The following is a 21,986-nucleotide window of genomic DNA, read 5'->3' as shown; positions in this document are numbered from 1 at the left end:
CCAAGCTAGAAATTACATCCAACTCTACCGCGCCGCTCCAAAAACGATCGGCGGAAATATGAAAATTCTCCATTTCAAGGTTTTTCAGCAGACTGCTAGACATGCATCATTGCAATCCTGGGGCTGGAACGTCTCCGAGTCCGATCGAGCGGAGAGCGGATCTGTGGGGCGATGGGCGAAACAGGCGGTGATCCTGGCATTGCCTCTGGCGCTCGCGGCCTGTTTCGGCAGCGATGGTGACCGTCCGTCCCTGATGGAAAGCACGCAGGCCGGAGGGCCTCAGCCGTTTCCCGACAATTTTCGTGGCGACACGGTGGCCCTGATGCGTGCCTATCTGAACAATCCGGTCGGCGTGCGCGATGCCAGCATGGCCGATCCGGTGCTGCGGGAGGTTGGTGGCCGGCAGTTCTTTGTCAGCTGCCTGCACTTCACGCCGCGAGAGACTGACGGCAGCTACAAGACGATGCGCGAGCGCGCAATCATCTACGTCAACGGCCGGGCCGATCGCGTCGTTGACCGCACCAACGCGCTCTGCGCAGGCGCGGTTTACGCACCCTTTCCGGAACTGGAAAAGTTGGCGCGGTAGCGCAAAGCGGGCCTTCATCGCGCAGTGCTAGGACACGTGCCGCCGGAGTCGCTGGATCACATTTTGGCGAGCTTTGAACGGGGCGGTTTTGCCTTGCGACAAATTGTTACGGCGCGTCTCGCGCTGACAGAAAAAATCTGTCGGCGCAGGCAGATGTGACGGAACAAAATCGCGTTGTTGCCGCCCCGTCACAGTTGCGAACGATCAACGTTCCGGCATCGCCGCGAAGCAACCCAATTCACGCCACGTTGTTTCCTGAGTGTCGCAAATGAAAGAACGGGGATGACCATGAAGACGATTTTGCTCGGTGCAGCAGCTTTGCTCGCGCTGGCCGCACCGGCGGTCGCTGCCGACATGCAGCCGCGCACCTACACCAAGGCTCCGGCCTACACGCCACCGCAATTGATCTACAACTGGACCGGCTTCTACATCGGCGGCCATGTCGGCGGCGCCTTCGCCGGCGACGGCACCTTCCAGTCCAGCGACGCCCGTTTCCTGGGCGGCGTGCAAGGCGGTTTCGATTACCAGTTCGCGCCCAATTGGGTGGTGGGTATCGAGGCCCAGTATTCCTGGTTGCCGACCAATAACAACGGCGTCACGTTCCCCCTGGGGACGCAGGTGACGTCCAACACCGACCAGATCGGCTCGGTCACCGGCCGCCTCGGCTATACTTGGGGCCCGGCGCTGCTCTACGCCAAGGGCGGTTACGCCTGGCGTAACAACAACCTCGGCGTCAACGTTGCAGGCGTGCCGCAGACCTTCACCACCACTGGCAACAGCAAGGACGGCTACACCGTCGGCGCCGGCCTCGAATACATGTTTGCGCCGAATTGGTCGGCCAAGGCCGAGTACCAGTATTATAATTTCGGCAGCACTACCTTCACCTCCGCCACCGGACCGGGCGAGATCGTCGGCGTTCGCGGCCGGGACGACGAGCATACCGTCAAGGTCGGTGTGAACTACCGGTTCGGCTGGGGCGGTCCGGCGGCCTCGCGCTACTGATCTGCCGCGCGCAGCACGACCATGATCTGACAAAGGCCGGCTTCCAGCCGGCCTTTCGTTTGCCAGCCCCATGGCGACCTGTTGTTTGCCTTGCGTGAACCATCTGGCGCGTCATTTGCAAGCAAACAGTCCGGTGCGCGCTTTCTCACGCGTGTCACGGGGGTCGGGTAAAGCAAAAATAATTTTTGCGGTTTACGGAACTCGCGCTCCGGAGCGCGTTATTACTGAATTGCCGGGCTGTGGGACAACGAACATGCGTATGTTGGCGTCGGTGGTGGTGGTCTCGTGCTTCGTCGCCCTGCCTTGCTCTGCCCAAACAATCCTCAAATCCGAGCCGCTGATGTTGGCACCTTACGAAGTCGCCTTCGTGATGGACGCCTCTTGTCCGTCCGGCAAGGTGCTGAAGGTCACCGGCGCGATCCGCGGGCTGCATCGCCGCAAGGCCTGCGTGGCGCTCGGCGGTGAGCAGGCCTCGCTGGCGACGGCGACACCCTGAGGCATCTCTCTGAGTCACCCCTCTCGGTTACCTGGTCGGTTACTTGGTCGGTTACCTGGCCTTCGATCGGATCTCACGAGTTCAGCTGAATCTCCATTCTGGATTCCCGCTCGGCGTCCGCCTTGTTCTTGGCGGGGTCTTCGCCTTGAGCGGCGCGGCACGATTTGATCTCATAGTCATTGTCGAGCACCCGGCGCGGACCGTGCCGCTCGTCGTCGGTGCTGACGTCCACGACCAGACCGCTTCGTTGCGCGAGCTTCCAGATGTCGGCCTCATCAGGATAGGCTTTGCTGATCTGGCTGTCGTTGCAGAACAGGGCGTAGGGCATGCTTCCCGCTCCCGGAAAGCGCGTTAACGATTTCATGGGGCGAGGGGTTCCGGATCGATCACGGGGCCGTGATCGGCGGCCATGATCGAGGGCAAGGCAGCCGGGCCGTGAGTCCTTAACGACTCCTGAATCCCCAAAAAAAGATAGTTTGGGACTCATTTGGCGGAATCAGCGGATGTTTCCGGCCATGACGACCGACCTGAAAACCTGCTGCGGGCACATGCTTCTGCCGTTGACGCTGGCACTGTTCGGCGCCTGCGCAGCCAATCTCTGGCTGGTGTGGTCTTGGTTGTAAGGTCGTGGTTGTAAAGGTCTTGGTCGGAGGCGGGCCGGCCCTACTTCTGGGCCGGCGGCGGGGCCGCATCGCGGATGGCGGCGCGCAGCTTGGTCAGGGTCGCCGCACAATACGCCTCGCGCTCGCGCTCAAAGCGCTCCTGATGCTTTCTGAAATTAGCGATGCGAGCCTGCATTTCGCTGCGGAAGTCGCCCGCCATCCTTGGCTGAGGGACCGGCAACGGCTGGGGCGGCGGAGGGATCGGCGGGGGCCGATCCGCTTGCGGTGGCTCGAACGCGACGGTCACCGCCTGAACGGAAACGGTCTCCGTAGCCACACCTGTTGTAGCTGCAGCGGTATCCGGCTGACGGAAATCGTCCTTCTTGCCGGAAACCGATTGGACGAAGGCCAGCGTCTGCGCGATCAGTGCGTCGCGTTCCCTGATCCACTTCATGATCCACCACCCGGTTAGAGCTATTCCATCAAAGCCGGGGCCCCGAATCAAGAAGGCTTATCGCAAGGGATTGCATATTTTTCCCGGACGCCCGACATTGGATGGATGGATTTCGAGGCCGACCGGTCGGACGAAGCGCAGGCCCTGTGGCTCGTGCGCGCCTTTCTGTCATTGCCGCCCGACAAGCGCGCGGAGGTGATCGCGTTCGCCGAAGGTCTGGTACGCGTCCATGCCCGGCCCGAGGACGGGCGGGAAATCTCCCCCCTCCCTGACTGATCGATAGGCCTGTTGTTGAGACCACAACAATCAGCACCAACACGGTCGAGGGCTACTATTCGATCTTCAAGCGCAGCATGAAGGGCGTCTATCAGCACTGCTCGGAAAATTCCTCCGGACGGTGCGCGCGGCGTGAGCCGGTAATGTAAGGTCGGCGGCGCCTCGCGCCGCCGACCTTATTGCGGCAGCAAGAACGCCATCGCGATCACGAAAAGGAAGGTCGTCGCCACGACGGCCGCGACCGCTCCGGCGATGATCTTGGCGTTTTCTCGGCTGGTGTAGGGCTGCATGCTGCCTGCACTCTACCTCATGTTGAACTCTGATCCAAACTGTGGTCAGTAGCCGTCCCGCGACGCAAGCGGCCAACTCCATTCCCGAAGGTAACGCCATGAGCGAGGACGTCAGCGACGGCTGGAACGCGTCTGCGTCCGCCTGGATCGTCGAGCAGGGTGAGGATGGCGACTACGGCCGCCGCTTCGTGCTGGATGCGCCGATGCGGGCGCGCGTCGAGGGGCGTGGTTTCCGCAATGCGCTCGATGTCGGCTGCGGGGAGGGGCGCTTCTGCCGCATCATGCAGCGCGCCGGCATCCGCACAACCGGCATCGATCCGACCGAAGCGTTGCTCGGGCGCGCCAGGGAGCTCGACCCGGACGGCGACTACCGGCTCGGCCGTGCCGAGACGATGGAGGTCGAAGCGGAGTTCGACCTGGTCGTCAGCTATCTCAGCCTGATCGACATGCCCGATCTCGCTATGGCGATAGCGAGGATGGCGGCCGCGCTACGGCCGGGCGGCACGCTGCTGATCGCCAACCTCACGAGCTTCAACACCGCAGGCCAGCCTGACGGCTGGAAGCACGACGGCGAAGGCGTCGCACGTTTCGCGATCGACCACTACATGGACGAGCGGCCGATCTGGGTGAGCTGGCGCGGCATCCGGCTCCAGAACTGGCATCGTCCGCTCAGCACCTACATGACGCTGCTGCTCGATCACGGGCTCCAGTTGCGCCTGTTCACCGAGCCGGAGCCCACCAGTGGCGATCCCGACAGAATTGCGAGCCATCGCCGCGTGCCGTACTTTCACATCATGGAGTGGCAGAAGCCGGACTGAGCTCAGACCGCTAGTCTTGCCTGGAAGAACGGCCAGAGCTGTGCGTCGGCTGATCATCGGCAAGCTCGAAGAAACGTTTCGGATGCGATGTGCTGCCTTCATACTTAGGGCTATCGCATATGACTTCTTGGCGGGGTTTGAGCAAGCGCCTCGTCCTTCGAGACGACCGCGGAGCCTGTCATCGGGCCGCGCCTTGCGCGGACCCGGTGGCGGTCTCCTCAGGATGAGGCTAAGCGGCATTTTGCCTGTTGAAATTGCTGCCGCGCACTCCGTCCTCATCCTGAGGGCCCGCCGGAGGCGGGCGTCTCGAAGGATGGCCGCAAAGAACAGCCTCCAAATGCGCTAGCCCTGCCTCTATACTGCGCCTGCGACGGAATCTTGACGCGAGTCCCATCCAATGATCTCCCATCGTCCCTCCGTGCTCGCCCATGAGCGGTTCGTTGCCGACCGCGAGAATTTTGCCGGCCTCGATCTCGCTGCGCGCTTCGAGCGGATCGAGCAGACCAACCTTTGGGGAGCTGTGACCTCGGTCTCGGGTCTCGGCTCGGAGGATCGCGCCACCGCGGGGATCCGCGAGACGCTGCCCAGCCTGTTGCAGCGGCTTGGCGCGCATTCGCTGCTCGATGCGCCCTGCGGTGATGCGGGCTGGATCGGCGGCATCCAGCTCGATGTGGATTATACCGGCATCGACATCGTGCCGTCACTGATCGCCGCCAACCAAGCACGCGTGGCGCGCGGCGAATTGCGCGGCCGCTTTCTCGTCGCCGACGTCACGCGCGATCCGCTGCCGGGTTGCGACGTCATCCTGTGTCGCGACTGTCTTGTGCATCTGAGCTTCAAGAACATCGGGCGCGCGATTGGCCGCTTTCGTGCGAGCGGCGCGCAATTCCTGCTGGTCACGACGTTTCCGGAGTGGGAAGTCAATAGCGATTGCGAGGACGGCGACTGGCGCGCGCTCAACATGACGAAGCCACCGTTCGACTGGCCGCCCCCGCGCGAACTGATCGACGAACGCTGCGACGAGGGCGGTGGCGGCTGGCGCGACAAGAGCCTCGGACTCTGGCGGCTGGATGAGTTGCCTGAAGGCGGCGCAGAGCCCGTCTGACAGGCCGCTCGGTCGTCATCGCTTCGACGGAAGAGGCGACAGGACCAGCGCGGCTGTCAGGCGGTCTCCGACAATGCTTTCGATCGCCGCGGACTCAAACCTCCGGACATAAGCAATCGACGCAAGGAGTATGCTCAATGATCGATGCCAGATGCAGTTGTGGCGCTGTCGTACTTTTGCTTCCGGGGCCGACCAACCGGGTTGCGGCCTGTCATTGCATCGCATGCCAGCGGCGAACCGGCGCCCCATTCGGCGTCGGTGCTTTCTATCCGGCCGATTCCGTCACGATCTCAGGGGCGCCGAAGGAATATGTTCGCGCCGCCGAGAGCGGCGGCACGGTCCGCTCCTATTTCTGCACCGACTGCGGGTCGACCGTTTATTGGAAGGCCGACAATCTGCCTGATATGATCGGCGTCGCCGTCGGCGCGATTGCAGACGCGAATTTCCCGGCGCCGGTCAAATCGGTGTTCGAGCGGTCGAAGCATGTGTGGGTCGGGATCGACGCTGCTGACGTCGAGCATCTCCAGCATGGCAGTTTTCGGAAGACGTCGAACTGACGAACGCGCATCGCGCGTGGTGCCGGCTGAGGGGATTGAACCCCCGACCTTCGGTTTACAAAACCGTGGCTTAAGCGAAATTATAAACGATATTTCAATGAGATAGAAAACATGAGTGTTTGAAGGGTAGCCTGTGGGGTAAATTGCGGTGCGATCATTGCCCCGAGCGGCGCTGTTCTGATATGACCGGGCCGTCGCTGGCATAGCTCAGTTGGTAGAGCACGTGATTTGTAATCACGGGGTCGCGGGTTCGATCCCTGCTGCCAGCACCAATTCCCACGTGCCAATCCCGCTCCAACAACCAACAATACCGCATGTCGTGTGGATGGTTGCAGAAGGCGGTTTCCTCCACCTATCGCCGCGTTATGATGCCGCATGACCACCCTAGGACTAACCCGACATGGCCACCGCAGAAGAACTGGCGCAACAACTAAGCGAGCAGCGGCGCACTGTCGATTTCGACACGTTCGACATACAGGTCCAAGAACTTCTGCGGATGCTGAAGGACGGCGAAATCTCAGTAGCCCCCGTCTATCAGCGACAGTTTCGCTGGGACAGCGAGCGTTGCTCCGAATTGATAGAATCTTTGCTGCTCGGTATCCCTATCCCTAATCTGTTCATGGCAACAAACATCGACAGCACTTGGGAAGTTGTTGATGGCGTGCAGCGGCTCAGTTCATTGGTGAAGTTTGCAGGCGACGCCACACTGAGGGCTAAACTCGGGCTTGGCGAGCCGCTGAAACTCGAAAATCTAAAAAAGATTGCCAAGTTCAATGACGCAACATTCGACGAATTGCCTGCAAACATTCAATTACATTTCAGAACGCGTCCGCTCAAGGTCGTTACCCTAAATGACAAGAGCGACAAGATAGTTCGCATCGATCTATTCGAGCGACTGAATACAGGCGGAATTGAGCTAACGAACCAAGAAATCCGCGACTGTGTGTTCTACGGACCGTTCGCAACGCTGCTGGACACACTTGCGAAGAACAAAAACTTCAACACCGTTGTGAAGCTAACTAAAAAGCAGGAAGGCGACGGAACACGGGAAGAATGCGTTCTGCGCTACTTCGCGTTTCTCGACCGTTATAAAAAACTCGACCACAGCGTCAAAGAGTTTCTCGATAACTACATGCGTGACGCCAGCAAATCATTTGCTACCGCGCCTCACGAAATAGAATTCGAAAAAGTGTTTGCCGAACTCGCACAGGCATTCCCCAAGGGGCTTTTCCGAGCAGGTGGCAAGGGTCGCACTCCCCTCAATCTCTATGAAGGCATTGCCGTTGGCGCCGCGTTGGCACTGAGAGAAACAAACCATCTCAAGCTTCAGGGCCTTCGAGATTGGATCGATTGCGACGAACTTCGCTCCTACACCACCGGCGCAACGAATGATCGGGGTGCAGTAAGGGGGCGTATCGAGTTCTGTCGGGATCGATTCCTAGGACAGGCCTATGTTCCGTCAAATCGAAGCTGAAGTTGAGGCGAGGTTCGCCGCCATCGAGTCTTTCTTTCGCTTAACGAAGGGGTTCCAGGGTGATGAAGGCGCGACTGCCAAAGGTCTAGTCTTTGTCCAAGCATATGCGGCTTACGAATACACGGTGAGCAGCGTAGTGAGAGCCGCAATTGACGCCATCCGCACCCATAACCATCGCCTGCAGGACCTGATTCCTTCGCTACTGGCGCTCGCGCTAGATGCCGAACTCAATTCTCTGCGGGACGGAGGCGAACGAAAGGTTTGGGAAAATCGCCTTAGTTTATTCGAAAAAGCACTATCGAAAACGACGTTTGATGCTCCGGGCAACAGTGTCATTCCGCACGATGGGTCGCACTTTAGATATACTCAACTGCAAATGATCTTTCGAGTATTTGGGATCAAACGATTGCCGGTCAGACGACGCGCGCACATTGGCAGAATCAACGAGGTCGTCGGCCACCGAAACCTGATCGCGCACGGAACAGAGAAGGCAAGCGACATCGGCAGACGGTATACCCGCGCGGAAATAACTCACATCGCCCATCAGATGCGGAGTGTCTGCTTACTGCTTATTCAAGTCTTCGATCACCATTGCATTAACGGCGCTCAACATCGCAGATAACTCCTCAAACACCGAAAATGTGCGCCAGCGAGCCCGCCTGCAAGCGTACATCCGGTTGCAGGCGGGCCCATGAACCGGCCGGAAAGCGACTAACGGCCGGAACATCTCGATTAGCGTTTTTCGGGAGATGCGAACGCGAGCAAGCTCCGGATATGGGCCGCGTGGAGAGATACGGTTGCTTTGTCACCTTCGCGTTCAAGCAATTCGCGGAAGTAGTTGAGGTGAGACTTGCCGGCCTCGCGTTGTTCTTGCTGTGTCATGTTCGCCATGAGTAATTGCCTCTGTTGTTCGGACTGGAAAATATTACGGTTCGTCCGATAAACCGTATTGCTGTTTCCACTCAACCATTTCACGCAAGATCGTCAAAAAGGCGCGCGCACGGTCGCGTGGAGTAATCGTTTCGAGCCAGTCGAGAGCATCGTTTTTCTGGTTGGTATACGCTTCGAATAATAGCGCAAGCTCGCGAGTTTTAAATGTGCCGTCCGGATTGCTTTTGCGCATCGAGTGAAACGTAACGATCTTGAGTAACGTTTCAGCGCTGACGAACAAATTGTCATGCCCAAGAGCATCTTTGGCGATGCGAAACGGTTCGGTCATCCCGCTTAATATCAACGCCTCTACGCGTTGAACGATTGAGCGCTTGTTTGCTTCATACCGACCGTGCTTGCCGTCGAATTGTTTTGCCGTTACGAAAAATCTAAACGTTGATGGCATCGATTGCCATGTGTACGGATCGATTTCAAGGCCGAACGTGTAAATGATCGGCGTAGGATGCTCTACGCGGATCATGTGCCAACCTTCGGGAAGCCTCTCAACGTTGTTCATCACAAAAATCCATATAGATGCGGGCAGATTCAATTTCGTCCGCTGTTATTGGAATTAATCGATCTGAACCGTAGAGCACGATACGCACGTCGCGGCGCAATCGCGGTGACGTATCGTGTTCAAGCATGCGAGCATAGGGACGCGCATCCGGTTCGTTGTCGTCATCGAGCGCCAAACATCGCTTGAGCCAATCGCCGTATCGTTGGTGCCAGTACCAGTAGAAATCACGTTGTTCATCGGTTAACGCGTTTAGTCTCGCCTCAAGACTGTGTGGCGGCTTTATCTGCACTGCTAATGCAGCAAGCTGTTTCTTGACGGATGCGAGTGTCACTTGTTCGGCTTCTGCTTTGCGATCATGGTCAGTTCCTGCAACTGACGCAGAATGTCATCCATGTTTGCGACGTTCTTCAATTTCTCAATTGCGATGGCAATTGCTTTGGCCTCATCAGCGGACAGGGTGCCGTCAATGAAACTTTGCATCACCGTAGCCGGTTCGGCATCGCTCAATTCAATGGTGCGACCCGGTGGCAAGCTATAGCGGAGGATAATCTCTAGCGCTTTGAAGTGCGACGGGCTGTCTTTGTCGTTCAGGTGTTCGCGAAGTTTGATGATCGCGTCCGGTCCCATCTGCTTTATGTCGGCGAGCATCGTGGCCGACAATTTATTGCGTGATCCGGGAGGACGGCCGGGGCCGCCCGGCGCGAAATGACCTTTATCAAGGCGCGGAATGACGACGCTTGATGTAGCGCTGTTTAGCGAGGCAACGTTGCTCATGACCAGACGACCCTAATTCCACGATAGTCGCACCACTGTGCAACCGCCGCCGTGGATGTCCACCAGACATTGCCGCGACGCGCCGCAACTGGAAGGTTCTCCACTGCTCTCCATCGGCTGAGGACCGATCTCGATCGTTTGAAAGAATTTTGCAGCGTCGCGGCATCGATCTCCGGTGTCGCTCGCAACACGACGACGCTTGGAAAATCCGGACGGCGCCCGCGCCTCATAGAAAAGCCCTCAGTGTTGATGGCCGGGCGATGTTGGTTGCTCGCCCGGCCATCGCGTTATTATTTGCGATCGAACGTTTTGTAGATGTCATGCGGCGACAGATTGGTTGCTGGCGACAGAACATCGCAAATTCGACGCAGCATATCTTCGACGTTCGTGACAGCCTCGGAGCGTGCGTTCAATTTATCGAGTTCGCGCATGGCGGCTTCGCGCGCGGCACGGTGATTTGGTCCGGTTGCGAGAGGGCGTTCATAGCTGGGCGCGATTTCGTGCGCGGCGGTTGATCCGGACCTCGCGACTAAGCGTTGACACATATAGCGTGTGGTCGCGGCATCGAGCGCACGATCGGATACGGACGACAACGCGCCAGTCTCGATCAGGGCGGCCGTCGTTTCATACGGCGTTTCGTCGCTAGACGCGATGGTTTCCCGGCTGGTTCGATCGGCGGCGTTCCATTTGACCAGCGCGTCAACGCGCAGGTGCGCGGTTGCGACGGTTGCCGGATCGATAGCCGTCAGCGCGGCGCGCGAGGCGGCTACGTTTTGGGCTTCCTTGATGCCTTGGTTTTGAAGTTGCCCGCAGACCTTGGCAAAGCGCCCAGCAGCCGCAGCACGCACACGGGCGGTCAATTCGTCGCCTATGAAATTTTGGTGCAGCCCAGCAACTTCCGCAACAAACGCTTTCGCACACTCGCCCGCATACGTGGTCATTTGCGCCAGCGGTGAACTCTCGTCGAGCCGCGAGAACAAGACGGAGCCGGTGCGCCCATCGCTTGCGGTCACAGTAAATACGAGGCCGCGCCCGCTATCATCTACGCGGTACTCAGCGGGCTTCTTATCGCCCGAGGTTTCGATAACCAACGGAAATCCGCGCTTAGGGGTGATTTCGCTCATTGTGGTTCCTTTCGTTGACGTGGCGGGGAGCGCAGACACTCCAAGCGCCCGAATATTTGCGACGCGTCAACGAATACCCTCTGATCGAAAGTAAAGTCAAGCATAAAACTTAGTAAGTACTTGAATCTGCTCGCGAATATCGATGAACATTGCGATGAATATTGCGTTGTACTTGCGATGAATATTGCGATGGTCAAGCGATGATTGTTGCGATGGCGATCGCTGGAAATGGAGCAGCAAATCAGCAATCCGATGATCGGATTCCAGTATTCCAGCAATTTCAATTGGATGATCTCGGCAAATAACTGGCGGGGATCGGTGCGGGTAATTTTCGCAACGACCATTGCAACGCATTCATCGAGCTAGATCGCAACTTGAAAATCTCGCTCAGATGTCGCGTAGTACATCGATTGCATGATTAATATCGGGATTAAGAACAATGCATACTTCGCAAGAGCCCGACCCCACATCGAACGGCATGCTGATTTTCATCATTTGCATGATCGCGGGGACAATGGGTCTGACAGTGCTTGTAGGGCCGATGCTCGATAATCGACGCGCGGAAGAACCGATAACCAACGGCGAACGTTGGGAACGCATGTGCGCGGTAGAACACGAACGCGGCAGCGCACAGGACCGCAAGGACTGCGTTACAGCACATGCCCTGCAATTTGCAGCCGACAAGTATGAACGAGATTATCAGCAACGATTGAAAGCGGCGAGCAGCCCTTATCGATAGCTCGGTGTGTGAGCCGTGATGAATTTTGGTCGGTCTTTTCCATAATTTCGGCTGGACAGCTTGGACAAGGGTCCCAATCCCCTACGCCGTAAAACATGCCTGTATTTTCTTTAGAGGAGTGAAATGGGTGTCCAAGCTGTCCAGAAAGAGGAAAGCAAAAATTATGGAAGCTGCACTGTGACCGGGGAGAGCAATAAAAAGCCCGGCAAGGAACCGGGCTTGATGATTATTCTGGTGGTCGGTTGAAAAAGGTTGCTGCTGCGTAGTGAGTTGCCGACGACGACCAACGGGCAGGGTTGTCGTATACTTCGGCGGGTTTCAGGTCGCGAACGATAACCATGCGTCTTTTGTCGTTGCCGGTGCCAATGCGCTTATCGAGATAGATCATATTGAGCTTCATCAAGTTGCGTCGGATCGCGGCTCTATTGAGTTGTTCGCCCGGTGCCCGTTGCCTAAGGAAATTTTCGATAGTGATATAATCAACCACTTGAGCGCTGCATTGGTCTTTGAATTCCTTTAGTGCTTGTTCAAGGTCAGTCGAAACGCTGTTGAGCATCCTTTCCCGCGCAGCGTTGTTTATCGATCGGTCCCCGACGTTGAAGCCCGCGAGTGACCGCCTGGACAAGTGCGCCCATACCGCCGCAATAAATTCATCGCGCCGAACAAGGTCATAGATTTCTTTGTAGTATGCGGTTGACTGCGGTTTCGTCGGATTTTCAACGATGTTCCATCGCCGGTCGTCGCGCTCAATCGGAAGCGCGTCCCAATTGTTCGAAAACACAAGCCAACGCATTGCATTATGTTCAACCCATTCTAATCCGTGCTTTTCGTTGATCTCGCGGAAGTCAGGGTTGACCATCGTCTTTAGTTTCTCGGACAGCGCCCATGTGTTCGGGCCGCGCATTCCTGCTTTGGCTTCATCAACGATCATCAACAGCTTGCGCGACATTCGACCGTTGAATTTGCCGTCTAGAACAACGTCCAAAATCGCATTGTTCAGTACGTAACCCCGCACCACTCGCGAGAGAACGCCACCAAGCCAGTTGCGGCCAATGCCGGTCATGTTCGCGACGAAGCACCAAGCCGTTTCGACTTTCTCTCCGGGATGCTGCAAAATGTGCGCAAGCCAACGTTCAAATAGATCGCGTTCGGTTTCGATTGGCACAAGATAGGCGAGATGTTCGCGCCACTTGATCAGCCATCGTTCGCGTAGTTGATCGTCGTTGATGAAATGATCATGCCACGGTGGTTTGATCAGTCCGCGCCACGTATTGAACCCGCTTAGCCCAACCTTTTCAGGAACGTCGCAAATCGGACCGCCTTCCGGCTTCCATGTAACACTATCAACGCGCTTTCGCTTTTCGTGCGGTAACCATTGCTCAAACGCCGGAACCAATTTCGTCTTTGTTTCACCTGTCCGCTTGTCGGTGTATTCAATCGGATGTTTCGACGGCGCGTATTCGTTGCGTGCAACCGCAACAGATAGAACGCTCAACGTCTTTGCATTCGCTACGCCACCCGACGCACCAACGCCACTGACGAAATAGAAATCGTTGATCATTTCATCCAGCGTGATCAGCTTTGTCATGATGTCGAATTCAAGCTGTTCGCCAATGCGCTCGTTCTCTTGGCGCTGTTTGTCGCGTCGCTCTTGATTGGTGCCGCGATATACGTCGCGACATGCCATGTTGCTGCTGCTAGCCGTTCTGTTGCGATAGTATGCGCGATTGCACCATTTATCACGCCTACCCAATGCTGACATACTGAAAATCTGGATCATTCGGACATGATCTTTGCCGGTCCAGAAAGCCAACTTGTTCATCAACGCCAAATCGGCTGCACTGTGGTCAAATTGCTTTCCTGCCGATGACGGATAGAAATGGCCCAGCACATTTGCATCGCCGCTCCATAGTGCGGCGAACGGAACGCGGCGGCTTAAGATGTCGAATTGGGCTTTCGCGACAAAGTTGTTCGGATCACGCATGATCGCGTCGTTTAACTCGGCAATTCGTTCCGCAGACATCTTGTCATCAGATGCAAACATGCGGGCCAATAGTTCCTGATCGTCCTCCGGCCCGGACCATCGTGGATCGCGGATGGTGTCGATTTCTTGATTGTCGCGGTCATGTTCGCGGATCGGAAGGAATGTTTGCAGCGATGCTGTCTGCTCTAAGTCGGCGTTGCCAACCCATTCGTTACCCGCAATCGCAATGAAGCGGTTGTTTTGATAGAACTCAAATCGGCCGCCCCATTTGTTGCGACGATTGCCGAATTGGGTTTTGTCGCCTCTCATGATCAGGTGCAAGCCTGCTCCTGATTGACTAACCTCCGCTGCTACGCCCGGAAACAGGCGCGTGCAAATATGCGTCGCTTCATCGTTATATTCGCCAGTGTGCGGATCACGGCACCCATCTAGGTCAACGAAAATATACGGATCGTTCAGAGTGAAAACAAAGCCAATCCGGAATTCAGGATTGATCGTTGCAATCGTCGTTGCGGTTTCGAAACTCGCCCACGTGGCCGGATTGGTTGTGTCGGCACGATGAAGTGTCTTCGGATCGTAAGGGATTTTGCGCGGTTTCGGTTCACCGTCGTATTGCTCAAGTCGCCACAGTACCCATTGCGGGAGGGCCTTCATTCCCGCAAGAGGATCGGCAAGGCTTTCGATAGCGCGCAGTGTCAGAAGCGCGCGGTTGAGATGCGACGCGCGAGCGTGTATAGTCATGATGCTTATTCCTAAAGGACGTTGATTAGAGGCCCTGCCGGGTTGCGCCGGCAGGGCCGTTTCCCTTGGCGCTAGGCTGCACTGGCGCGATTGTTGATGAACTTCTCAAGATCGGACCGGCGCCAGTAGCGCCGACCGCTGATCATGACCGGGGCGGGGAAGTCCGCCAGCGGAGGGATGATCTTGTTGCGTGTGCGATGGTGTAGACCGTGCTGCCAGCAATGTAGCGTCGCGTGCGAGATGTTCCCGAGCATTGTCCTGGCAGTCTTGGAATTAAGGAGGATGTCGCTGGGCGCGAATGCCGCGTGCGTGCTCGCGTCAACGAGCAAGACCGTTGATGTCATGGCGGATGACCTGATGATGATGTTGAGGGGTTCGCAGGCTCCGCCTACCGAACGCCGCTTTCTTCCTGCGGCTAAGGCCATCCGGCCCGTACGCCTAGACGCATCCGCGTCACGGCTAATCGAAAATGATTCAATGAGTATGGTTCGTCAAGGGCGAGGCGCGACAAATCAACAGCGCGCGAAGATGAAATTACCCGTTGCGTTCCCCGGCAATTCGTCGCCGCGCTGAAGATCAACGATTTCAATGCGATGATTCCGCGCGCTGCCAAATTCTATAACCGATGCTCTTTTGGATAGCCGTTTTGATTTCGGCTCCATGGTAGGTGCAAGCGGGCACACAATAGCGTGTTTGTATCCACGCCAACCAATGCAGCTTCGGAGTTGTACTGCTGATTTCTCTGTTGAGTTGCCGTAAAGTCGGATTCCCATTTTTGATCGGCAGCTTTACCTACTTGCCCTCAGCCTGTGGTTGCGAAACAATCCAAGCATATTGGGGTCTTTTTCATGTCAGTCATTTCTTCGCCGAAGGGCGAACAACGATGGTATGTTGACGTAGATTCAAGGGTCTACGGGCCTTTTGACAGCGCGGCTCTTGCTGGAATGATCGAACGTGGCCAGATCACGCCGACTGACTTTGTTGCACTGCAAGGTACGTCCGACTGGATTGAAATCACCCGGGAGCCTGTTCTTCGCGGGTTGTTCAAAACTCTTAGGCGAGCCAACACAGCAGCAGCCGAGCCGCCCGTTCGCCGCAAGCGCAGACGGTGGGGCGGGACACTCTCTGCAATCTCTGTCTTCGCAGTGGTGGCATGGATCGCATGGCCCTACTACGCTGTTCTGAGCCTCATGCAGGCTGTGCGCGATGGCGACGCATCAACGCTTGAGAAGCACGTTGACTGGAACCTCTTCCGCCAAAATCTGCGCGGCGACCTAAATGCACAACTTCTGAAAGATGTCAGAAGCAAAGGTAGCACAGACGCAATGGCGAGTGGTTTCGTGGCAGTGCTCGGCCCGACCGTGATAAACCAAATGATAGATGGCTACGTCACGCCCCAAGCTATCGCCGCACTGGCAAAATCTGAAATCGACAAGTCGCCATCAGGCGAGAAGACACCTGAAGGCATCGACAAATCGGCAAGCCTTGTTCGTCGCGTGCAATGGGATCAAGTCAAGTATGCCTTTTTCGACGGCCCATTCAGTTTTAGAGTCGATATTCTTCCGAGAAACGACGGAGCCATGAACGCGCCCATCCAAGTGGAATTCGTGTGGAGCGGAGACTGGCGCCTCACGCGCGTTGTCTTACCAGACGACGTTTTTAAATCTGACACCAAATCAACGAGGCGATCGGCGGCGAGCAACTCTAGTCCAATGCTCCCCAAAGCAGCACCCGGCCCGATCGAACCATCGCCAATCACCATTTCGATGCAGGCTAAGCGGTTCAAGCCAGCCGACATAAGAAACAATGACTACGAAGCCGCAATTGTCTTTGAACTATCGATCGTGAACAAGACAACCCAATCCATCCGCGCTTTCGACGGAATGCTAACGTTTACTGATCTTCTAGATAACGAAGTGCTTTCCACAAAGCTTGCGATCAACGACGCAATAGGAGCCAACTCTACTTACAACTGGACGGGCCGGTTAAAGTATAACCAGTTCATGGACGACCATAATAGATTCAAAAACGAAGACCTCGCGAATCTGAAGACGCAGTTCGTAGTACGAAAGATTTTGTTCGCAGATGGAACGTCGAAGAATTACCCGTAGCACAAGATGGCAGAGCAAACACAGGAGGACCCAAAGCTTGCCGACCTTCATGTAGCGATGGGGGAGTTTCTAACTGAGTGCTCGAAACTCGAAAATGTTCTGATCACGATGATGATGTTTTGTCAGAACACAAAACACTTCACCGAAGTATATCTCGCGATGTTGAATGAGACGTTCGGTACGCGTATCAAAGAATTCAAGAAGTCCATCCAGAACTACGCATTCTCACCAGAACATCGGGCCGCACTCGATACCGCTACCAAAGCGCTAGATGACCTTCTTCCCCGCCGAAATCTGATAGTGCATGGAAGCACCTATCAGGTTGGATTTGGTGGAGCCCCTCCGGAAGCATACCGTATCGGCGCCCCCAAGGGCGATCAAGAGTTTCTGAATGAGTTCATGAGGCAGCAAGGCAACGTCGAACATTCATTCACAGCTTCGCGAATAAGGCGGGCCACGGCCGATTGCAAATCCATTTCAGCCATGATCAGCCCGATAACCACTCACCTCGTACAACTAATGGCCAACTAGGAGGCCGTCGCGGCCTCACTGAACCCGCGCGCCTTCGACAAAGGGGTGCTCTCTCTTAACAACGCAGCCATTTACCTCAGCCACGACATTACGAGGGCTCTCAATCGCTGCCCCCATCTGCCGCGTTTGCTGCGTATCGGCGACCCCTCCGGTGTCTGATCGTGGTGGAGATGGCCCGATCAAAACGTTCCGGGCCATCCATTGACTATGCCGCCTTTTGATTTGAGCGACGCGCCGTTGATTGCCCGACTGTCGAGTCGTGTTCTCTAAGCGGCCTGTTCCTGCATCATTGAGATGCGACAAGTTTCGGACGCGGGCGATCGATGACGATTTGCTGCAAACGATCAGCCCACAAGTTCAATGCTTCGCGCTTTTCGTCAGCGTATTCATAGCGATTGTAGATAGCGGCCACGCCGCTGACTTTGCCTGACTTGTGGTTCAAAATCGCTTCTGTGACTTCCTGTGTCACGCGCAGCTTGGCGAGTTCGGTTGAAACCGTCCGGCGCAAATCATGCAGGTGCCAATCGGGGAGCGCCGGATCGCAATGCTTTTCGAGTGCAATCTTTCCGTTAGAAAAGCCGCTGAATGGTGTGGTTCCGATCGTTGTGAAAACATAGTCGGACATTTTGCCGGGTGAGATCGCTACGCGCGGGCGTTCGGCCAACGCCTTGATGATCGTGGTTGCCAACTGCGGCAGTGGCACGATATGCGCGCGTCCGTTCTTAGTGCGCGATCCTTCAAACGTGATCGTATCGAACGTTTCAGACAGTTCGGACCATTTGAGATTGGCGATTTCGTCGCGTCGCTGACCGGTCAACAAGAGCAGTTTGACTAGCGCTCCGAATGGATAGTCACAGGCGGTTGCGGCGTTCCACACGGCTTTGATTTCATCGTGGGAAAGAACACGGTCCCGGCTTTGGGGTTTAGGAGGGGCGTCCGCAAGTTCGATCACATTCTTGCCGATGAAGCGAATGACGGGTTTCCATCGAAAGAAGGTTGATAGGAGAGCGAATGCGTTTCGTTGCGCACCGGAGGGAAGCTTATCGATCAGCGTTTTAACGTCGCGATCATCAATCGTTCGGATGTCCGTAACGTGCTTCCAGTGTGGTTTGATGTCGGTTTCAATGATTCGCTCGTATTCGTCCGCTGTGGAGGCTTTGACCGGTTTGCCTTTGAAGCCGGTTGAGCGGGCGGTTCTTAGGAATTCGTCAAACCAATATTGGAGGCTCGATTTCTCGGCTCTCAATAGGCGCGGATCGTGATCGCGCTCTGCATCTTTTTTGACCTTAACTGCCAAATCCCGCGCTTGCGTGATGTTGAGAACTTGGGTTCTGGACGGTCGTTCGATCCGTCCTAGGCCGGAGCCTTCCTCGTCATAGCGGCCTAGAGTGACCTTAACGGGCCTGCCGCCCACCTTGGTCCGGACGGCCCAGGACAGTGCGCCGGAGGGTTGGATAATCAGGTAGAGGCCACTCACGCCGTCATCAGGGAGTTCCTGACGAGCAGCGGGAGCCTTTAAATTCTTGATGAATGCAGCGGCGCGCTTGTGTTGTGCGGGGAGCATCGGTTCGTCCGGGTAACCGGCCGGGTAATTCCAGCGGCCTTATGGCGTTAGACCGAACCATACACGAACCGATACTCAACGGAACTATAAACTACTGAATCAACAGCAATTTCACCGCTAAGTCATCGCAGTAAGCGCGAGCCAAACCGAACCAAATTCGTGGAAATCTAATTACAAAACCGCTGCTCTACCGCTGAGCTAAGCCGGCCACTTTGCTAGGAGCCCACGCGGGTTCCGGCTGGCGCCGGCGCATCCGCTTGTGCGCGGTCGCAATACCAGACTTGCCCGGGAAGTGCCAGAACCTGGCGGCGGCGTTCGCCGGCATGAAACAGGCGGCCCTTGGGGCCGCCCGAACCATTTCGCCTGACGATGGGTCTACTGGCAGAGGTGCTGCCGGCCGTCTTCGCCCTTGAACCAGGTGCCGGGCCTGCACACGATGCCGTTGCGGGCCGCGTAGGCATCCCAATTGCCGTACCAGCCGGGGCCGCCGCGGTCGTAGCTCGCATAGGAATTGCCCCAGTCCTGGGACGGTGCGGCGGCGACCGCTGCCGCGGTGCCGACGGCGGCACCGGCGACCGCGCCCGCTGTGTCGAGCGGCCAGAAGCCGGACTGATCATTCACCTGCCGATGGGCCATGTGCCGACGCCGATAGGCGCGATCGGCGGTCGGATTGCCGGCGCCAAGATTCTGGCAATTGGAATCCTGGAAGAGACCCGTGCAGCGGGCCGAATTGTCGGCCGTGGCTTGCGCGAAGGCCGGTGTTGCCAGCGTGGTCGCGACGATCGCGGCCAAGCCCAGAAGCTTCAGGCTCGTCATGGCGTTTTCTCCATGTTGTTGAGACCTGTGCTAAGTGCGACATTCGGCAGTCGTTCCGCGGTTTCTCCGATGGGTGGTCACATCGACGTGAGCCCGTACAGGATGTGCGGTCTATGCCGCGCAACTCGGCGCGCCCGCGTCCGTACGAAGGGGGGCGTTAACGTTTTACTCGCGCGCCCGGCAGCATTTGAGCCGCTATCGACCCCTGTGCGTTAGGCTTACCGGCATTTGGTGAGGGAGCCTTAACCCTCCATCCGTCGTGTTCGGATAAGTTACGGGCGGTACAACCGGGATCCTTCCATGCGCGCATACGCGCTCGCAGCCTTTCTGATCGGACTGCCTGCAACGGCGTTTGCCGGCGGCGGCTTCGATATCGTGGTGCCCGGCCGTCCCGGCGTGCCCATCATCATCAACAATATCGATGCGTCCTATACCGTCGTCGAAGGTGTCTGGGGCCTGGGCAAGAACGTCCAGGTGCAGCCCACGATCTACGGCGGGCGATACGTGGCCGAGCGGCAGCCCCCTGATGTCGGTCATTATTATCCGAGCATGGGCTTGCGGCCCGGCTATGGCCGCCTCGAGGTCGAGCCGCCCGGGAATCGCAAATTGCCAAAACCCGCCGAGAGCTATCACGGGAGCTGGGGGGCGTCGTCCGCGCCGCTGCCCGCGCAGATGGACGTGCCCGTCAATCCGCCGCCGGTGATCCTCGCGCCGGAGATCAACGAACATCCGCGGCGCCCTCGACGGCGGCCGCATGCAGCAATCCCCGGCAAGCCGCCGGGTTAAGAAACGTCAAAAACTCAACAAAACGAAAATCAACAGGAGAGAGTAATGCGTCAGATGATTTCGGGACTGGTCGCGGCGGCTGCCGTCATGTTCGTGGCCAGCGCGCCGGCCATGGCCTGCGGCTTCAGCCCGTGCCAGCCGGTTGCGCCGGTGTTCTCGGGCTGCAACACCGGCTGTGGCGGTTATGGATATGGCTACGGCGCCGGCTATGAGCGCCTCGCCGAGCCGACCTCGCAGTACTACTACGTCAACCAGGGCCCGACCTACACCGGCCCGGGCGCTTTTGCACCGACGCCGACCTACCAGGAAGACGCGGTCGTCGCGCCCGCCGATTATGGCTACGGCTATGGCTATCGCGCGGCCTATCATCACCGCCCGCACTACCGTCCGTATCGCTACGGCTACGGCCCGCGCTACGGCTACCTGCCGCGCACGCATTACGGCTATGGCCCGCGTTACGGCTATGCCCATCGCTACGCGCCGGCGCCGTATTACGGCGGCCATCGCGTGCTGCGCCGCTATTACTGATCTCTGATCGGTTGAACTAAATTAACGAGACGCCCGCCCGCGTGATGCGGACGGGCGTTTTCGTTTTTTCTTACCTCGCCCCGCTTGCGGGGAGAGGTCGGATTGCATCGAAGATGCAATCCGGGTGAGGGGACTCTCCGCGAGTCCAACTGTCACCGTCCTCGTGGAGACTCCCCCTCACCCCAACCCTCTCCCCGCAAGCGGGGCGAGGGAGCGCACCTGCGCTGCGGCCGCTTTTAGCGCTTCATCAACCCGAGCCGGCTCGCACCGACAAAGAGCGCGAGCACCGCGGCATTCGATACGTTGAGGCTCTTGATCTCGCCGGGCATGTCGAGCCGCGCCACGATGCTGCAGGTCTCGCGCGTCAAACGCCGCAGGCCCGTGCCTTCCGCGCCCAGCACCAGCGCGAGCGGCTCGCGCAGCGTGACGCCCGAGAGGTCCTCGCTGCCTTCGCTGTCCAGCCCAACGGTCTGGAATCCGAGTTCGTTCAACGTGGTCAGCGCACGGGCGAGGTTTTGCACCGTGACCATCGGCACCAGTTCCAGCGCGCCGGAGGCCGCTTTCGCGAGCACGCCCGTGGCTTCTGGACTGTGGCGCGCGGTGGTGACGATCGCCTTCACCGCGAACGCCGCGGCCGAGCGCAGGATGGCGCCGACATTGTGCGGATCGGTGATCTGGTCCAGCACCAGCACCACACCTTCCTGCTTCAGGTCCTCGATGTCAGGCGAGGGCAGGGGATCGGCTTCGGCGAGCAGGCCCTGATGCACGGCGTCAGGCGAGAGCAGGCGGTCGATGTCCTGCGGACGGACGATCTCGGGCGCGATGCGGGTCTCGATGTTCTCGTCCGCCAGCCGCCGTGCGGCGTTCTCGGTCAGCGTCAGCTTGCGGATCTGCCGCTGCGGGTTGGCGAGCGCCATGGTGACGGTGTGCCAGCCATAGAGGATGACCGGCCCGTCGGCATGCGAATCGCGCTCGCGCCAGGCCGGCCGGCCGGCTGATTTCCCGGGCCTGTTGAAGGGCTTAGACCCGCTCCGGGGGCCCTTGGGGATGAATTTTCGATCCTTCATGGGCTCGCTTGTGTCACGGGTCCCGGAATATGGCAATTTGGGAGGCTTCGAGGGCGATTTTAGCTGTTCGCCTCGGTTGACTTTGCCCCACCGCATCGCCCATAAACGCGCCCG

26 protein-coding genes and 1 tRNA gene are annotated in these 21,986 nt (G+C 57.7%); 15 read left to right on the top strand and 12 right to left on the bottom strand.

The features are described from left to right. Nucleotides 1-163 precede the first annotated feature (163 nt). The 3 genes from ABIA96_RS25630 (at nt 164) to ABIA96_RS25620 (ending at nt 2,084) form a co-directional block, all read left to right on the top strand. A complete protein-coding gene (locus tag ABIA96_RS25630) occupies nt 164-586 on the top strand; it encodes a hypothetical protein (protein WP_354139817.1) in 423 nt (140 codons plus the stop codon). Nucleotides 587-874: 288 nt separating this feature from the next. Next, nucleotides 875-1,588, top strand: a complete 714-nt coding sequence (locus tag ABIA96_RS25625) for an outer membrane protein (RefSeq protein ID WP_354139813.1) — start codon at nt 875-877, stop codon at nt 1,586-1,588. A gap of 253 nt (nt 1,589-1,841) precedes the next feature. Next, nucleotides 1,842-2,084 (top strand): hypothetical protein, encoded by a 243-nt coding sequence (locus ABIA96_RS25620; RefSeq protein ID WP_354139812.1) that lies wholly within the window; start codon nt 1,842-1,844, stop codon nt 2,082-2,084. Between the two features lie 73 nt (nt 2,085-2,157). On the opposite strand, the gene ABIA96_RS25615 is transcribed toward ABIA96_RS25620, so the two are convergent. Beyond that, on the bottom strand, nt 2,158-2,412 hold the full coding sequence (locus ABIA96_RS25615) for a hypothetical protein (protein ID WP_354139811.1): 255 nt from the start codon (nt 2,410-2,412) through the stop codon (nt 2,158-2,160). A 335-nt stretch (nt 2,413-2,747) separates the two neighbouring features. Further along, on the bottom strand, nt 2,748-3,140 hold the full coding sequence (locus ABIA96_RS25610) for a hypothetical protein (RefSeq protein ID WP_354139810.1): 393 nt from the start codon (nt 3,138-3,140) through the stop codon (nt 2,748-2,750). Between the two features lie 105 nt (nt 3,141-3,245). On the opposite strand from ABIA96_RS25610, the gene ABIA96_RS25605 reads away from it, so the two are divergent. The 7 genes from ABIA96_RS25605 to ABIA96_RS25575 all read left to right on the top strand — a co-directional run bounded on the left by ABIA96_RS25605 (nt 3,246) and on the right by ABIA96_RS25575 (nt 8,282). After that, nucleotides 3,246-3,416 (top strand): hypothetical protein, encoded by a 171-nt coding sequence (locus ABIA96_RS25605; RefSeq protein ID WP_354139809.1) that lies wholly within the window; start codon nt 3,246-3,248, stop codon nt 3,414-3,416. A gap of 388 nt (nt 3,417-3,804) precedes the next feature. Next, on the top strand, nt 3,805-4,524 hold the full coding sequence (locus tag ABIA96_RS25600) for a class I SAM-dependent methyltransferase (RefSeq protein WP_354139808.1): 720 nt from the start codon (nt 3,805-3,807) through the stop codon (nt 4,522-4,524). A gap of 397 nt (nt 4,525-4,921) precedes the next feature. Continuing rightward, complete coding sequence (locus ABIA96_RS25595; protein WP_354139807.1) at nt 4,922-5,629, top strand: class I SAM-dependent methyltransferase; 708 nt, start codon at nt 4,922-4,924, stop codon at nt 5,627-5,629. 137 nt (nt 5,630-5,766) lie between these two features. After that, on the top strand, nt 5,767-6,186 hold the full coding sequence (locus ABIA96_RS25590; protein WP_354139806.1) for a GFA family protein: 420 nt from the start codon (nt 5,767-5,769) through the stop codon (nt 6,184-6,186). A gap of 196 nt (nt 6,187-6,382) precedes the next feature. Beyond that, nucleotides 6,383-6,458: transfer RNA gene (locus ABIA96_RS25585), tRNA-Thr, on the top strand. A 128-nt stretch (nt 6,459-6,586) separates the two neighbouring features. Beyond that, complete coding sequence (locus ABIA96_RS25580; RefSeq protein WP_354139805.1) at nt 6,587-7,660, top strand: GmrSD restriction endonuclease domain-containing protein; 1,074 nt, start codon at nt 6,587-6,589, stop codon at nt 7,658-7,660. Beyond that, the gene (locus ABIA96_RS25575; RefSeq protein WP_354139804.1) at nt 7,638-8,282 is read left to right on the top strand and encodes an MAE_28990/MAE_18760 family HEPN-like nuclease; all 645 of its coding nucleotides are present in this window, start codon (nt 7,638-7,640) and stop codon (nt 8,280-8,282) included. The genes ABIA96_RS25580 and ABIA96_RS25575 overlap by 23 nt, the downstream gene beginning before the upstream one ends. 110 nt (nt 8,283-8,392) lie before the next feature. On the opposite strand, the gene ABIA96_RS25570 is transcribed toward ABIA96_RS25575, so the two are convergent. The 5 genes from ABIA96_RS25570 to ABIA96_RS25550 all read right to left on the bottom strand — a co-directional run bounded on the left by ABIA96_RS25570 (nt 8,393) and on the right by ABIA96_RS25550 (nt 11,005). Next, nucleotides 8,393-8,551, bottom strand: coding sequence for a hypothetical protein (locus tag ABIA96_RS25570; protein WP_354139803.1), 159 nt, complete (start codon nt 8,549-8,551; stop codon nt 8,393-8,395). 34 nt (nt 8,552-8,585) lie between these two features. Further along, entirely contained in the window at nt 8,586-9,107 is a 522-nt protein-coding gene (locus ABIA96_RS25565; RefSeq protein ID WP_354139802.1) for a hypothetical protein, read from the bottom strand. After that, nucleotides 9,094-9,438, bottom strand: coding sequence for a hypothetical protein (locus ABIA96_RS25560; protein WP_354139801.1), 345 nt, complete (start codon nt 9,436-9,438; stop codon nt 9,094-9,096). The genes ABIA96_RS25565 and ABIA96_RS25560 overlap by 14 nt, the downstream gene beginning before the upstream one ends. Further along, nucleotides 9,435-9,881 carry a hypothetical protein gene (locus ABIA96_RS25555; protein WP_354139800.1) on the bottom strand — a complete coding sequence of 149 codons (447 nt, stop codon included), beginning with the start codon at nt 9,879-9,881 and terminating at the stop codon, nt 9,435-9,437. The genes ABIA96_RS25560 and ABIA96_RS25555 overlap by 4 nt, the downstream gene beginning before the upstream one ends. 290 nt (nt 9,882-10,171) lie before the next feature. Beyond that, the gene (locus tag ABIA96_RS25550; protein WP_354139799.1) at nt 10,172-11,005 is read right to left on the bottom strand and encodes a hypothetical protein; all 834 of its coding nucleotides are present in this window, start codon (nt 11,003-11,005) and stop codon (nt 10,172-10,174) included. Between the two features lie 439 nt (nt 11,006-11,444). Between ABIA96_RS25550 and ABIA96_RS25545 the strand changes: the two genes are divergently transcribed. Further along, entirely contained in the window at nt 11,445-11,744 is a 300-nt protein-coding gene (locus ABIA96_RS25545; protein WP_354139798.1) for a hypothetical protein, read from the top strand. Between the two features lie 226 nt (nt 11,745-11,970). Here ABIA96_RS25545 and ABIA96_RS25540 read toward each other — a convergent pair whose 3' ends face one another. Together ABIA96_RS25540 and ABIA96_RS25535 are read right to left on the bottom strand one after the other, a co-directional pair. Next, nucleotides 11,971-14,469: a phage NrS-1 polymerase family protein gene (locus ABIA96_RS25540; RefSeq protein ID WP_354139797.1), complete on the bottom strand. Its 2,499-nt coding sequence runs from the start codon at nt 14,467-14,469 to the stop codon at nt 11,971-11,973. 71 nt (nt 14,470-14,540) lie between these two features. After that, nucleotides 14,541-14,813 carry a helix-turn-helix transcriptional regulator gene (locus ABIA96_RS25535; RefSeq protein WP_354139796.1) on the bottom strand — a complete coding sequence of 91 codons (273 nt, stop codon included), beginning with the start codon at nt 14,811-14,813 and terminating at the stop codon, nt 14,541-14,543. A gap of 504 nt (nt 14,814-15,317) precedes the next feature. Here ABIA96_RS25535 and ABIA96_RS25530 point away from each other — a divergent pair. Then, complete coding sequence (locus ABIA96_RS25530; RefSeq protein ID WP_354139795.1) at nt 15,318-16,580, top strand: DUF2939 domain-containing protein; 1,263 nt, start codon at nt 15,318-15,320, stop codon at nt 16,578-16,580. Between the two features lie 6 nt (nt 16,581-16,586). Next, nucleotides 16,587-17,111 (top strand): hypothetical protein, encoded by a 525-nt coding sequence (locus tag ABIA96_RS25525; RefSeq protein ID WP_354139794.1) that lies wholly within the window; start codon nt 16,587-16,589, stop codon nt 17,109-17,111. 286 nt (nt 17,112-17,397) lie between these two features. Here the strand turns inward: ABIA96_RS25525 and ABIA96_RS25520 are convergent, their stop codons facing one another. After that, on the bottom strand, nt 17,398-18,675 hold the full coding sequence (locus ABIA96_RS25520) for a tyrosine-type recombinase/integrase (RefSeq protein WP_354139793.1): 1,278 nt from the start codon (nt 18,673-18,675) through the stop codon (nt 17,398-17,400). Between the two features lie 375 nt (nt 18,676-19,050). After that, the gene (locus ABIA96_RS25515) at nt 19,051-19,491 is read right to left on the bottom strand and encodes a hypothetical protein (RefSeq protein ID WP_354139792.1); all 441 of its coding nucleotides are present in this window, start codon (nt 19,489-19,491) and stop codon (nt 19,051-19,053) included. A 300-nt stretch (nt 19,492-19,791) separates the two neighbouring features. On the opposite strand from ABIA96_RS25515, the gene ABIA96_RS25510 reads away from it, so the two are divergent. Together ABIA96_RS25510 and ABIA96_RS25505 are read left to right on the top strand one after the other, a co-directional pair. Beyond that, nucleotides 19,792-20,277 carry a hypothetical protein gene (locus ABIA96_RS25510; RefSeq protein ID WP_354139791.1) on the top strand — a complete coding sequence of 162 codons (486 nt, stop codon included), beginning with the start codon at nt 19,792-19,794 and terminating at the stop codon, nt 20,275-20,277. 45 nt (nt 20,278-20,322) lie between these two features. After that, nucleotides 20,323-20,805, top strand: coding sequence for a hypothetical protein (locus tag ABIA96_RS25505; protein WP_354139790.1), 483 nt, complete (start codon nt 20,323-20,325; stop codon nt 20,803-20,805). Nucleotides 20,806-21,041: 236 nt separating this feature from the next. Here ABIA96_RS25505 and rlmB read toward each other — a convergent pair whose 3' ends face one another. Beyond that, nucleotides 21,042-21,872: a 23S rRNA (guanosine(2251)-2'-O)-methyltransferase RlmB gene (gene rlmB / locus ABIA96_RS25500; RefSeq protein WP_354139789.1), complete on the bottom strand. Its 831-nt coding sequence runs from the start codon at nt 21,870-21,872 to the stop codon at nt 21,042-21,044. Nucleotides 21,873-21,986 lie beyond the last annotated feature (114 nt).

Origin of the sequence: Bradyrhizobium sp. LB11.1 (genome assembly GCF_040549385.1) — a bacterium.
In the GTDB taxonomy this organism is placed as follows: domain Bacteria; phylum Pseudomonadota; class Alphaproteobacteria; order Rhizobiales; family Xanthobacteraceae; genus Bradyrhizobium.
The sequence above is the reverse complement of the archived record's forward strand: the minus strand, read 5'-3'. Positions and strand labels throughout refer to the sequence as shown.

Bases quoted from the DNA above. Each gene is read 5' to 3' on its own strand.
- ABIA96_RS25625 (WP_354139813.1), top strand. From the start codon at position 875: ATGAAGACGATTTTGCTCGGTGCAGCAGCTTTGCTCGCGCTGGCCGCA.
- ABIA96_RS25620 (WP_354139812.1), top strand. From the start codon at position 1,842: ATGCGTATGTTGGCGTCGGTGGTGGTGGTCTCGTGCTTCGTCGCCCTG.
- ABIA96_RS25615 (WP_354139811.1), bottom strand. From the start codon at position 2,412: ATGCCCTACGCCCTGTTCTGCAACGACAGCCAGATCAGCAAAGCCTAT.
- ABIA96_RS25610 (WP_354139810.1), bottom strand. From the start codon at position 3,140: ATGAAGTGGATCAGGGAACGCGACGCACTGATCGCGCAGACGCTGGCC.
- ABIA96_RS25605 (WP_354139809.1), top strand. From the start codon at position 3,246: ATGGATTTCGAGGCCGACCGGTCGGACGAAGCGCAGGCCCTGTGGCTC.
- ABIA96_RS25600 (WP_354139808.1), top strand. From the start codon at position 3,805: ATGAGCGAGGACGTCAGCGACGGCTGGAACGCGTCTGCGTCCGCCTGG.
- ABIA96_RS25595 (WP_354139807.1), top strand. From the start codon at position 4,922: ATGATCTCCCATCGTCCCTCCGTGCTCGCCCATGAGCGGTTCGTTGCC.
- ABIA96_RS25590 (WP_354139806.1), top strand. From the start codon at position 5,767: ATGATCGATGCCAGATGCAGTTGTGGCGCTGTCGTACTTTTGCTTCCG.
- ABIA96_RS25580 (WP_354139805.1), top strand. From the start codon at position 6,587: ATGGCCACCGCAGAAGAACTGGCGCAACAACTAAGCGAGCAGCGGCGC.
- ABIA96_RS25575 (WP_354139804.1), top strand. From the start codon at position 7,638: ATGTTCCGTCAAATCGAAGCTGAAGTTGAGGCGAGGTTCGCCGCCATC.
- ABIA96_RS25570 (WP_354139803.1), bottom strand. From the start codon at position 8,551: ATGGCGAACATGACACAGCAAGAACAACGCGAGGCCGGCAAGTCTCAC.
- ABIA96_RS25565 (WP_354139802.1), bottom strand. From the start codon at position 9,107: ATGAACAACGTTGAGAGGCTTCCCGAAGGTTGGCACATGATCCGCGTA.
- ABIA96_RS25555 (WP_354139800.1), bottom strand. From the start codon at position 9,881: ATGAGCAACGTTGCCTCGCTAAACAGCGCTACATCAAGCGTCGTCATT.
- ABIA96_RS25550 (WP_354139799.1), bottom strand. From the start codon at position 11,005: ATGAGCGAAATCACCCCTAAGCGCGGATTTCCGTTGGTTATCGAAACC.
- ABIA96_RS25545 (WP_354139798.1), top strand. From the start codon at position 11,445: ATGCATACTTCGCAAGAGCCCGACCCCACATCGAACGGCATGCTGATT.
- ABIA96_RS25540 (WP_354139797.1), bottom strand. From the start codon at position 14,469: ATGACTATACACGCTCGCGCGTCGCATCTCAACCGCGCGCTTCTGACA.
- ABIA96_RS25535 (WP_354139796.1), bottom strand. From the start codon at position 14,813: ATGACATCAACGGTCTTGCTCGTTGACGCGAGCACGCACGCGGCATTC.
- ABIA96_RS25530 (WP_354139795.1), top strand. From the start codon at position 15,318: ATGTCAGTCATTTCTTCGCCGAAGGGCGAACAACGATGGTATGTTGAC.
- ABIA96_RS25525 (WP_354139794.1), top strand. From the start codon at position 16,587: ATGGCAGAGCAAACACAGGAGGACCCAAAGCTTGCCGACCTTCATGTA.
- ABIA96_RS25520 (WP_354139793.1), bottom strand. From the start codon at position 18,675: ATGCTCCCCGCACAACACAAGCGCGCCGCTGCATTCATCAAGAATTTA.
- ABIA96_RS25515 (WP_354139792.1), bottom strand. From the start codon at position 19,491: ATGACGAGCCTGAAGCTTCTGGGCTTGGCCGCGATCGTCGCGACCACG.
- ABIA96_RS25510 (WP_354139791.1), top strand. From the start codon at position 19,792: ATGCGCGCATACGCGCTCGCAGCCTTTCTGATCGGACTGCCTGCAACG.
- ABIA96_RS25505 (WP_354139790.1), top strand. From the start codon at position 20,323: ATGCGTCAGATGATTTCGGGACTGGTCGCGGCGGCTGCCGTCATGTTC.
- rlmB (WP_354139789.1), bottom strand. From the start codon at position 21,872: ATGAAGGATCGAAAATTCATCCCCAAGGGCCCCCGGAGCGGGTCTAAG.